The 12,086-nt window shown below is 40.5% G+C and carries 9 protein-coding genes; 2 read left to right on the forward strand and 7 right to left on the reverse strand.

Annotated features, from left to right (window positions below):
• Nucleotides 1–5 precede the first annotated feature (5 nt).
• Genes trmA through CVS95_RS01865 form a run of 5 tightly spaced genes read right to left on the reverse strand, consistent with a single transcriptional unit; the run spans nt 6 to nt 7,404 of the window.
• A complete protein-coding gene (gene trmA, locus CVS95_RS01845) occupies nt 6–1,109 on the reverse strand; it encodes a tRNA (uridine(54)-C5)-methyltransferase TrmA (protein ID WP_107695375.1) in 1,104 nt (367 codons plus the stop codon).
• A 2-nt stretch (nt 1,110–1,111) separates the two neighbouring features.
• On the reverse strand, nt 1,112–2,806 hold the full coding sequence (locus CVS95_RS01850) for a Na+/H+ antiporter NhaC family protein (RefSeq protein WP_107695376.1): 1,695 nt from the start codon (nt 2,804–2,806) through the stop codon (nt 1,112–1,114).
• 9 nt (nt 2,807–2,815) lie between these two features.
• Entirely contained in the window at nt 2,816–3,562 is a 747-nt protein-coding gene (locus CVS95_RS01855) for an SDR family NAD(P)-dependent oxidoreductase (RefSeq protein WP_107695377.1), read from the reverse strand.
• 8 nt (nt 3,563–3,570) lie between these two features.
• Complete coding sequence (locus tag CVS95_RS01860; protein WP_107695378.1) at nt 3,571–4,782, reverse strand: ankyrin repeat domain-containing protein; 1,212 nt, start codon at nt 4,780–4,782, stop codon at nt 3,571–3,573.
• Between the two features lie 36 nt (nt 4,783–4,818).
• Nucleotides 4,819–7,404, reverse strand: a complete 2,586-nt coding sequence (locus tag CVS95_RS01865) for a bifunctional aconitate hydratase 2/2-methylisocitrate dehydratase (protein ID WP_107695379.1) — start codon at nt 7,402–7,404, stop codon at nt 4,819–4,821.
• A gap of 126 nt (nt 7,405–7,530) precedes the next feature.
• On the opposite strand from CVS95_RS01865, the gene CVS95_RS01870 reads away from it, so the two are divergent.
• Nucleotides 7,531–7,989, forward strand: a complete 459-nt coding sequence (locus CVS95_RS01870; RefSeq protein WP_107695922.1) for a methylated-DNA--[protein]-cysteine S-methyltransferase — start codon at nt 7,531–7,533, stop codon at nt 7,987–7,989.
• Nucleotides 7,990–8,488: 499 nt separating this feature from the next.
• On the opposite strand, the gene lon is transcribed toward CVS95_RS01870, so the two are convergent.
• Both lon and CVS95_RS01880 read right to left on the reverse strand, forming a co-directional pair.
• Nucleotides 8,489–10,906, reverse strand: coding sequence for an endopeptidase La (gene lon / locus CVS95_RS01875; protein ID WP_107695380.1), 2,418 nt, complete (start codon nt 10,904–10,906; stop codon nt 8,489–8,491).
• An 8-nt stretch (nt 10,907–10,914) separates the two neighbouring features.
• Nucleotides 10,915–11,562, reverse strand: a complete 648-nt coding sequence (locus CVS95_RS01880) for an outer membrane protein assembly factor BamD (RefSeq protein ID WP_107695381.1) — start codon at nt 11,560–11,562, stop codon at nt 10,915–10,917.
• A gap of 112 nt (nt 11,563–11,674) precedes the next feature.
• Here CVS95_RS01880 and fliW point away from each other — a divergent pair, with 112 nt between their 5' ends.
• Nucleotides 11,675–12,058 carry a flagellar assembly protein FliW gene (gene fliW / locus CVS95_RS01885; protein WP_054196362.1) on the forward strand — a complete coding sequence of 128 codons (384 nt, stop codon included), beginning with the start codon at nt 11,675–11,677 and terminating at the stop codon, nt 12,056–12,058.
• Nucleotides 12,059–12,086: the final 28 nt, after the last annotated feature.

Genomic DNA, 12,086 nt, shown 5'->3' on the forward strand with positions numbered 1-12,086 from the left:
TTAAATTATTCTTTTGCCCTTAGTAGCACGCCACACTCGATGTGATGAGTGTTTGCAAACTGATCAAAAATGGCAAATTTTATCACTTCATGGCTTTTACAAAGCTCTTTTAAATTTTCTTTTAGAGTCTCTGGATTGCACGATATATAGATGATATTTTTAAAATTTTTGATGAAATTTACAACACTTTCGCTTAGTCCTGCACGGGGTGGATCGACAAGAACATGAGAGAAGTTAAAATCGCTTAAATTTATATTCTTGAGCCTATTAAATTCCCTAACGCCAGCAAATGCGCTCATAAGCTCGTCAGCGTCCATACGTAAAAATTTAATATTTTTAGCTTTGTTTAGCTCGCAGTTTTTAAGGGCATTTGCGATCGAGCTTTTTGAAATTTCAGTGGCAAGCACATTGTTAAATTTAAATGAAAGCGGGATAGTAAAATTTCCATGTCCGCAGTAGAGTTCAAGGAGGTCAGCGCCAGCCCCTACACACTCTTTCGCCCAAGCTATCATCTTTTCATTTACGGCTCTGTTTGGCTGGATAAAGGCATTCTCACTTAGGCTAAATTTATAAATTTGCCCTCCAACATTCAGCTCGTCGATCAAATCTAGCTCACCGCTTAGTAGCTTTTGCCCACGAGATCTAGCAAGTATGGTGATATCAAGCTTGCCGGCTAGAATTTTCATCGCCGCTTCAAACTCACTATCAAGCTTTTTGTGATAAAGAAGGGTGACTAAAACACCGCTTTTACAAGAGATAAATTCTACTCCAAAAAGCTTTGTACGCAGCATATCACTCTCTTGTAAACTTTTAAGTAAACTTGGCATAAGAGTAGAAATTTGCTCGCAAACCTTAGGGCACTCATCTATAAAAATTCTCTTGCCCTTCTCACTTGCATGCATAGTATAACTAAGCTCGCTACCATCGTGCCAGATGCCAAACTCAGCTCTCGTACGGTAGTGTTTTGGACTGGAGCTAAACACATCAAATTTGCCATCATAAAACTCTGAAAAATCTTGTTTTACAAGATCAGTTTTAAATAGAATTTGCTCATCATAAGGGGCAAAAAGAGTGCAAGAGCCGCACTCTTTTAGATAATTGCAGTCCAAATTTACGCTTCCACCTTTTTACCAACAAATCTAACTAACGCCCAAATCGCTAAAAAGCCGCATGGAAGTGCTAGCCAAACACTAAGACCAAATGCAACTGGCAAGTAACCAACTAGCACGCTTACCGCACAAACGCTTAGAGCATATACCATTTGTGTTGAGACATGGTCGATGTGGTTACATCCCGCACCCATCGATGAAAGGATCGTAGTATCCGAGATCGGCGAGCAGTGATCACCAAAGATCGCGCCTGTGAGCACACCTGAGATATTTACGATCATGTATGCATGCATAGCATCTCCGTCTAGACCATAATTTTTACCAACAGCATAAGCTAATGGAATAGCTAAAGGCATCAAAATACCCATCGTGCCGTAACTTGTTCCAGTCGAGAAGCTTATAAATGAACCAAGGATAAAAACAGCCACTGGAAGGATAAATTTAGGTGTTGAAGAGCTTAGTAGATCAACCAAATATCTTGATGTGCCAAGCTCTTTTATAACAGCACTAAGACTCCACGCAAGAAGCAAAATCACAACTGTAATTATCATAGTTTTCCAACCTTTTACCCATGTGCTAATAGCCTCTTTTACGTCAAAAATTTTACGCCAAACACCCATTGTGATAGCTACGATACTAGCAAGTAACGCTGCTTGAAATAGCGATGTAGCTGAGTCTGCCTCGCCAAAAGTATCTTTAAATGTTGAAAATGCAAGCGGATTGGCAAGTGCATTTTTAAGAGTATCGCCCTCAAGTGCAGCAAGACCACTAAAGTAAAAACTAGTAAATGCGCCAATGACCAGCACAAGAAGTGGCACAACAGCATTTGCAGCACTTAATTTTACGCCCTCTTTTGGCTCAAGAGTTTTGTCTTCAAGGTCTTGGATCTGAGTTTTACCTGAGTGAAGTTCACCCTTTCTGGCACGTCTTTCAGCTAATAGCATTGGGCCGTATTCGCGTTGCATCAAGGCAGTACAAACTATGAAAAATAGTATAAAAAGGTTGTAAAATCTATATGGAATTGTCTCGATAAATATAGAATAAGCATTAATGCCAGTCTCTCCAACTAGCTCATAGCCCTTTTCGATGAGTGAAACCTCAAGGCCAACCCATGTCGAGATGATAGCAATACCAGCGATCGGTGCTGCGGTAGCATCTATGATAAAAGCTAGTTTTTCGCGGCTTATTTTAAATTTATCACTTATTGGTCTCATTATAGGGCCAACGATTAGGGCATTTGCATAGTCATCGAAAAATACAAAAATTCCCATGAGCCATGTTGAAATTTGAGCTGAAATGCCGCTTTTTGCCTTTTTGCTAAGCCAAAGAGCAACTGCCTTTGTACCGCCCATCTTTGTGATGAGTGCGACCACACCACCGATACAAAGCACTTGAAGCAAAATTCCTGAATCGGTCTTATCCGCCATTGATTCAACGACCCTTGAAACGATGCCCGTAAAGCCTTTTACGATACCCATAAAGATGTTTTCATTGATGATGTTTATGAGAAACGTTCCGCTAAAAACACCTATAAACAGCGACAATATAACGTCTTTTGTGATAAAAGCAAGCGCTATTGCCACAACAGGCGGTATAAGCGTAAATACGCCATAAATTTCAGCGTTTCTCTTTGCCACTTCTGGATCGACACCAAAAAGCGCAACGCTAAAAAAAAGTAATAATAAAATTTGTCTCACAAGAACTCCTTAAAATTTTTCTATCGCAAGTCCAGCCCAAGTCTGCGTATTTGCCATGACTTCGACCCTGTTTATGTTGACACTTCCGGGCATATTTAGACAATTTACCAAAATCGTCGCGATATCCTCAGACGTGATGAAATTTGTATTTTCATAAAGACTATCCGCCTTTGCCTTATCTCCCCTAAATCTAACCTCGCTAAATTCAGTCTTGCAAAGTCCTGGCTCGATGTTTGTCACTCTGATATTTGTGCCGACTAGATCGTTTCTTAAATTTAAACTAAACTGCTTTACAAAGGCCTTTGTAGCGCCGTAAACGTTGCTTCCAGGATATGGCCATGAGCCAGCTGTCGAGCCAATATTAAAGATATAGCCCTTTTCTTGCTTATAAAGTAGTGGCAAAACCGCCTTTGTCGAGTAGATAAGACCCTTGACGTTTGTGTCTATCATCGTCTCAAAGTCCTCTACCTTCGCATCTATCGTCTTTTCAAGCCCAAGCGCCATGCCAGCGTTATTTACAAGCACTTCGATATCCTTAAATTTATCAGGCAGGCTCTCGACTGCTTTAAAAACAGCCTCTTTGTCGCGTATGTCAGCTACGATAATATGCGTATCGCCAAGCTCGCTTGCAAGCTTCTTTAGCCTATCTTCGCGCCTCGCAAGAGCGACTATCTTGTAGCCCTCTTTTGAGAGTCTTCTGGCGATCGCCTCGCCAAATCCAGATGTTGCACCGGTTACAAAAGCTGTCTTTTTCATGATTTTTCCTAATTGAAATTTGGCTTTAAACCCAAATTTTCTAAAAATTTGATCGTTTTTTCATTTTGTTCTTTCATGGCATAGTCAAGCGCGTTAAATCCAGCGTCATCAGTGGCATTAATATCAGCGCCATTATCCATCAAAAGCTTTAAAATTTCTGGCGTTGCGTGAGCTGCTGCATGCATAAAAACGCTTCTGTTTGTATGCTCTAGACCGCATGTATCTTCAACTTGCGTCATACCCAAATTTATCATATTCATCTTGGTATTTTCATCTATGTAGCTCTCGTTGGCATTGGCACCATTTTTTAGCAAAAGCTCGCAAAGTGGTTTATCACTAAACTGCACAGCATAAAAAAGTACACTTTTTCCAAAAAAATTTTTGTGATTTACATCGGCTTTATTTGCAAGTAAAATTTTTACATTTTCTATATTTTTTAAAGCAAAAAATAGCGGCGTCTCATCGCCCAAATTCACATCAGCCCCACGCCTTATGATATCTTTTATCATATCGCTACTTTTTTCGTTTAAAAGTGCGATATTAAGTAAATTTGTAAGCTCAGCGGTACTGAAATTTTTCGAGTAGAGCAAATTTGCTAGCTCATCGGAATTTATCCTTTGAGCCATCATATTTTGCTCAGGTGTTAAAATTTTAGCTTTATTTACACTTTTACCGACACCAAAAGTCAAAAACTCATTTACCACGCTAGTTGCGTAGTAAGCGGCACTTGCCGTATCAAGTCCAAGGCTTTCATAAAATTTTACAAGCGGAGTTTGAGCGTTTTTGTAAGCTTCGATAAATTTTTTATATTTTAAAAAATTAAATAAGCTCTCGTTTGCCCAGTATCTAAGATACTCCATTCTAGCGTCTTTTTCACCCTCAGCAACCTCTGGCCTTGCAAGCTCTTTTTGATAAAGCTCAGGAGCAAATGATGCTTTTAGCAAAAGCCATCTAAGCTTGTTTAAATTTTCTTTATAAACTCTATTACCAACGCAGCTTTGAGACTCACTTCTCACAGCCACACTCGCGTCAAAAAGCTCTTTTACCTCTTTTAAATTTAAAAGCGAACCATCACAGTAAAATAGCCACTCATTCGCGTAAGCAAGATCGTTTGGAGTAGTTTTAAAGCTCTCTTTTTTGGCAAGATCACTGCACTCTAAAGCGTGTAAATTTATCAAAAAACAAACGCTAAAAAAGAGAAAAAAAACTACTTTTTTCATCAAAGCTCCTTAAAATTTCGCGATATTGTAACAAATTTATATACTAAACTCGCTTATTTCATTAAAATTTAGATATTTATAAATTTCATTTTTATTTAAGTTAAGACTATCTTTTACTATCTTTTTATATTCATCTACACTTGGCAAGTGCCCAAGTAGCGCACAAACAGCGGCTAGCTCAGCACTTCCCAGATAGACCTTTGCGCCCATACCCATTCTGTTATCAAAATTTCTAGTCGAGGTAGAAAAGACAACGGCATTGTCGTTTACTCTTGCTTGATTACCCATACAAAGCGAGCAGCCTGGTACCTCTGTCCTTGCATTTAATCTTTTAAAAATTTCATAAATACCTTCATCTTCAAGTGTGCTTTTATCCATCTTTGTCGGCGGTGCGATCCAAAGCCTAGTTGTAAGCTTGCTCTCATGCTCCAAAATTCTAGCGAGCGCCCTATAATGGCCGATATTTGTCATACAGCTTCCCACAAAAACTTCATCGATTTTATGTACTCTTTTGTTATCAGTTAAAATTTCACTTAGTGTTGCCACATCGTCTGGGTCATTTGGACAAGCCAAAATCGGCTCATCTATCAGAGCTAGGTCGATTTCTAAAATTTCAGCGTAGCTTGCATCCTTGTCGGCCCTTAAAAGCGTTGGATTTTCTAGCCATTTTTGCATTTTTTCTTTTCGTCTAGCAAGCGTTTCACGGCTCTCATAACCAGCTTTTATCATCGCATCAATTAGCGCAACATTTGAGCGAACATACTCCACAACGCTATCAACGCTTAAATTTACCACGCAAGCAGCTGCCGAGCGTTCAGCCGAAGCGTCACTTAGTTCAAACGCCTGCTCTACTTTTAGATTCTCAAGCCCTTCTATTTCTAAAATTTTGCCCGCAAAAACATTCTTTTTATCTTTCTTTTCAACGCTTAAAAGCCCTTTTTTAATCGCAAAATAAGGTATCGCATTTACAAGATCCCTAAGCGTCACGCCCTCTTTTAGCTCGCCTTTAAATTTGATCAAAACCGACTCTGGCATATTTAGTGGCATCATTCCAAGTACCGCTGCAAACGCTACTAGACCACTTCCCGCTGGAAAACTAATGCCAATAGGAAATCTCGTGTGACTATCGCCGCCAGTGCCCACCGTATCAGGCAGCACCATGCGGTTTAGCCACGAGTGGATGACGCCATCGCCTGGCTTTAGACTCACACCACCACGTAAATTTATAAATTTTGGCAAGCTCTCATGCATCACAAGATCACTTGGCTTTGGATAAGCGGCCGTATGGCAAAAGCTTTGCAAAACAAAATCCGCGCCAAAACTAAGGCTAGCAAGCTCTTTTATCTCATCTCTAGTCATCGGCCCAGTCGTATCTTGCGAGCCAACAGTTAAAATTTCTGGCTCCACATAAGCCCCGGCTCTCACGCCAGCCTTGCCGCAAGCCTTGCCAACCATCTTTTGAGCCAGCGTATAGCCACCGCCTAGATCTTTTGGCTGATCTGGCTTTATGAAAATTTGCTCCTCACCAAGCCCCAAGGCCTCTCTAGCCTTTTTGGTGACTTGCCTACCTATCATCAAAGGTATCCTGCCACCCGCTCTTATCTCATCGCTTAGAGTATTTGGGTTTAGTTTGAAATTTGCCACGAGTTTTTTCTCGCTGCCAATAAACTTATAAATTTCACCCTTAAATGGATAAATTTCTATCTCATCGCCCATTTCTAGCTCATTTACGTTTGCAACTATCGGCAGTGCACCGCTGTCTTCAGCGGTATTAAAAAATATAGGAGCTATGGTAGTGCCGATCACGATGCCGCCCGTTTTTTTGTTTGGCACACCCTCGATCTCATCGCCCAAATGCCACTGGATCGAGTTTATACCGCTCTTTCTGCTGCTGCCAGTGCCAACTACGTCGCCAACATACGCAACTTTTTTACCACGAGTTTTAAGTTCTTTTAAAATTTCTAGACCCTCAGGCATCTTTTTAACAAGCATTGCTTTTGCGTGAAGTGGTATGTCAGCCCTTGTATAGGCCTCGCTCGCTGGACTTAGGTCATCAGTATTTGTTTCACCAGGTACTTTAAAAACGACTGCGTTTATACAGGTTTCGATTGGCTTTTTATGCGTAAACCACTCCGCATTTGCCCAAGAAGCAAGTACATCTTTTGCAAATTTATTGTTGCTACTTAGCTTTGCGATCTCGTCAAAATATTCATGCACCAGGATAATATTTTTTAGCTCATTTGCTGCAGCACGAGCGATATTTTCATTGCTATTTTTTAGAGCTCGCACCAAAATTTCCACGTTATATCCGCCAAGCATCTTGCCTAAAATTTTAATAGCACGCATCGCGTCAAGACCGTTAACAGCAAGCCCATCAATCACTTCGCCAAGAAATTCTGCCTTTATCTTCGCTGCATCATCAACGCCAGGATTGATACGAGTTTTAAGCAAATTTATAAGAAATTTTAGCTCGCTTTGTTCCTTTACATCGCCACTAGACTTGCTGGCAAGCTTTATTAGCTCGCAAACTTCACTTGTTTGCTTGGCATTTAGCGCAAGCGGTGGCACGCCCTCTTTTTCTCGCTCGCTCACGTGTTTTTCGTAGTCGGTAAAAAAGCTCATGAAATTCCTTTGTGGTTTTTGCTCGTTATTTTTAGTCTAAAATCGCTAGTTTTGCTTGCATTTTATCAAAAAGCAAAACAAACTAAAGTAAAATTTGCCCAAAATTTCAAATTTCAAGGAGCAAATGTGTCAAAAGCTTACCTAAAATCTCCCATTGGAATTTTGGAGATCATCGCTAGCGAAAATGGAATTTGTGAGATAAATTTTGTAGATAAATTTGAAAAAATTTCAGTAAAAGATAAAAATTTAAAGCTTTGCTTGAATGAGCTAGAGGCTTATTTTAATGGCAAGCTTAAAAAATTTAGCGTAAGGCTTGATATAAAAACAACTAATTTTAGAGCAAAAATTTACGAGGCTTTACAAAAAGTACCATACGGAGAAACGACTACATATGCGGCTCTTGCACTTGCCGTAGGCCACAAAAATGCCTACCGAGCAGCAGGCTCAGCCAATGCTAAAAATCCAGTGCCTATCATCGTCCCTTGTCACAGAGTGCTAGCTAGCAGTGGGCTTGGCGGATACTCGGGCGGTGAGGGCTTGCCAACTAAAATTTGGCTTTTAGAGCATGAAGCAAAGCATAAATAGTTAAAAATTTACAGCAAAATAAAAGTCCATAAAATTTTAAAATTTACAAGCGAACATTTTTAAAATTTATCAGAGTATTCGAAACGCATGCAGTGCTTTAGCGCCATTGAATGAATCTTGAACGTGAGGGATCTAGCGGATTTAAAAAGGAAAATAAGAGAACGGCCTCGTAATTCAAGCCCCATTGTCTCTCTTTTGAATAAAAAGGAATTTACAAATTTAATCAAGCTGTCTTTACAAATTTTAAAACTTCATTCACTCGCCTTAGCAACTTACCAAAATTAGGTTTCGCTATTTGCTTGTTGCTGAATTTGGAAGCGTGATATGCTCACTCATAAATTTTAAAAATTTACCTGGCTTTCTTTGGTGTGATGCACGTGCTTATATTGTTTTAAATTATTAATTGTCTTTATACGTTATATGGCTTTTTTTGGATTTGATGATCGTCAAAATTTATAAATTTTCTAGCCCTAAGTGAGATATAGGGCTAGAGAGAGGATTATTTTTTAGCTACAAGGGCATTTTTTAGCACATCATCGATCGTATCCACGGCGATGATCTTCATGTCAGCTTTTACTTCGGTTGGGATATCGACAAGGTCGCGGTCATAGTTTTTGCGAGGTATCAGAGCTGTTTTGATGCCAGCTTTGTGAGCGGCGATGAGCTTCTCTTTTAGCCCGCCGATAGGTAAAACTCTGCCAGTTAGCGTGATCTCGCCAGTCATTGCGATGTCGTGTTTGACTTTTGTGTCAGTTAGTATCGATGCGATCGCTGTCGCCATCGTGATACCAGCGCTTGGACCATCTTTTGGCACCGCGCCCTCTGGCACGTGTAAGTGAAGGTCGTAGCGTCTATAAACGTCGCTGGCTTCGAGCTTGCGCTTGTCATCATCTAGTTTTGGCACGATAGCCATCGGCACTTTTAGCTTTTTGTTATCTATCAGCACTTTTACCACGCTAAATGCGATCTGAGCGCTCTCTTTCATCACGTCGCCTAGCTGACCGGTGATCTGCATATTGCCTTTGCCTTGGATCCTGATAGCCTCGATCCTTAGCACATCGCCGCCGACACTTGTCCACGCGAGACCATTTACCAAGCCGATCTGATCTTTTTTATCCGCTGGCTCGATCTCATAGACCTTTTTCTCTAAAAACTCTTTTAAATTTTTAGCCGTGACGCTGATCTTGCCTTCATTCTTTTTGGTGAGGATATTTTTGGCGACTTTTCTTAGTATGTCAGCGATCCTGCGGCGTAAATTTCGCACGCCACTCTCTCTTGTGTAGTCGCTAATTATTAGCTCAAGTGCCTCTTTGCTGATGCTCACATCGCTTGGTTTTAGGCCGTGCTTTTTAAGCTCTTGAGGCAAGAGATATTTTTTAGCGATCTCAAATTTCTCTTGTGGGGTGTATGAGCTAAGCTCGATAAACTCCATCCTGTCGCGAAGTGCGGCTGGTATCATACTCACATCATTTGCTGTGGCGATGAAGATGATCTTGCTAAGATCGATGTTGAAATTTAAGTAGTAGTCTCTAAATTTGTTATTTTGCTCTGGGTCCAAAATCTCAAGTAAAACCGCGGTCGGGTCGCCTCTGTAGCTTCTGCCAACCTTGTCGATCTCATCTAAGACAACCACTGGATTCATCTGCTTGGCTTCTATGAGCCCTTGCACGATGCGGCCTGGCATAGCGCCTATGTAGGTGCGGCGGTGGCCTCTTAGTTCGTTTACATCCTCAAGTCCGCCAAGAGCGATCCTGACTAGCTCGCGCTTTAGCGCCTTTGCGATCGAGTTTGCAAGGCTTGTTTTACCCACGCCTGGAGGTCCTGCAAAGCATAAAATGGCGCCGTTATTTACCTTTTCACCAACGCCTCTAAGCTCCAAAAGCTCACGCAATGCAAAATACTCCTCTATGCGCTCTTTTGGCTTTTCTAAGCTGTAGTGATCGGCATTTAGGTGTTTGCTCACCTCGGCGATAGATGACTTTTTCTTAGCTACATTCTCAAATGGAATTTCAAGTACCCAGTCGAGGTAGCTTTGTAAGGTATTTGCGTCTGCTGAGTCTGGGTGCATGCGAGAGAGCTTATCTATTTGTTTTTTGATCTCTTTATAGGCGTCCTCAGCCATAAATTTCTTCTTCGCATCAAGCTTTTTGCGGTACTCCTCAAGCTCCTCTTCTCGGCTCGTGTCCGCTCCGAGCTCAGCTTGAATTTGCTTTAGCTGCTCTTTTAAGAAGTACTCTTTGTTCGTCTTGTCGATCTTTGAATGAACCTTATTTTTGATCTCTTTTTGAAGCTTGTTTGCCTCGATCTCTTCGATGACGTAGTCGATGAGCTTTAGTAGGCGCTGTTCTAAATTTTCTTCGACAAAAAAGCTATAAGCGATCTGTTTTTTTAGGCGAAGCGCGCTTGAGACTAGGTCGCAAACTCTGATCGCCTCAGCGCTCTCTTCGATCGTTTTTAAAAGATCAGGCGGGAAAAAGTGGCTAAACTGCGAAAGCTCTCTTACTTTTTCTCGTAAAACTACGATGAGAGCGTCAGTTTTGACCTGTGATGGGCGCTTTACGTGGAGCATATCGACGATGCCACGGAGTGGATTTATGCCTGATTGTTTTAAAATTTTACCTTTGTCGATGCCCTGAAATAGCACTTTTACGCGTCCGTCAGGTAGCGGCACACGGCGCATTATCGTGCCGATCACGCCTGCGTCATAGATGCCGTCAAAGTCTCTAGCGCCGTCTTGCTGGGGCTTTGTAGGCACGACAAGGATCGGCGTCTCTCCTTGTATGGCAAGCTCAAGCGCTTTTAAATTTTCTTCGTCGCTTAAAAAAAGCGGTGTTATCATAAATGGATATAAAAATAGCTCGTCCTCAACTATGATAGGGATCTCAGTTGGGAAGCCTTTGTTTTCGTTTATTTGCAAAATTTCTCCTATTCAAACAGTTTTCTATACCATGCCACGTCAGGTTTGATAAGGTCTGAGTTTTTAAACGGTGACTCTTCAAGCTTTTGCTCGTAAATTTTGGCCGAAACATCACGGCCAGTTCTCTTGTAAAGATCTGCTATTTGCATATCTAGGAAGTAAAGCGCGAGTTTGAATTTAATAAGCATGGTCTCGATAAGCGGCTTATACTCGGTATTTGGATACATATAAAGAAATTTTTCGATCTCAGTTACGCTATCCTCCATTAGCTTTTGGTTGCGGTTTGGCTGGGTAAATGAGTCAAAATTTGCTTTTATCTTTAGATATTGAGCAAATTCTGTTTTTGGGCCGTTATCGCCATATCTTTTGATGTATTCATCAAGATAGTGATTTGCCATGAGATACTCTTCATCATTTGCGTGAGCTTGGGCAAGGATGAGTAAAATTTGCTCCAAAAGCGGGCTTGCTACGTGTTCACTTGCCATTGAAACATAGTGTTTATCGGCCGCTTCAAGATCACCATCTTTTATATCAGCGATAACCTGAGCATACCACTCATCAGGGGTTAGATTGTAAAGCTCGGTATATTTTTCAGCACAACCACTAAAAAGCCCCAAAAGAGCTATAACTGCTAGAAATTTAGAAAATCTTTTCATGCTTTTCCTTAAAAAGTTTAAATCCTCGTATTCTACATTTTTTGCTATTATTTTTGTATAAATTTTTTAAAACTATGATAAAATACGGCAACTTTACAAAATAGGAGTTAGTATGATTTTTAGTGTTAAAAGCCCTATTTTAGGCTTTGAGCATATCAAAACGATGGAGTTAATTGAACTTGATAAATTTTTTGTTAAGCTAGCAAGCAAAGATGATGAGACATCTTTTACAATGATAAATCCTTTTGCATTAAGAAGCTACGAATTCGACATTCCAAGCTATTATGAAGATCTTATGGAGATTAAAGAAAGCTCTCAACTTAGAATTTATAACATTATCGTTGTTGCACTCCCGCTTGAAAAATCAACTGTAAATTTTATAGCTCCTATCGTTTGCAATATGGACAATATGACCTTATCCCAAGTCGTTTTAGACATTGCCAAATATCCTCAGTACGGGCAAGCTGAAATGATAGAAAATTTTATACAAAAATAGTAGCTAAAAGCTTTTAAAAATCTAAGGA

Origin of the sequence: Campylobacter concisus (assembly GCF_003048905.1) — a bacterium.
In the GTDB taxonomy this organism is placed as follows: domain Bacteria; phylum Campylobacterota; class Campylobacteria; order Campylobacterales; family Campylobacteraceae; genus Campylobacter_A; species Campylobacter_A concisus_V.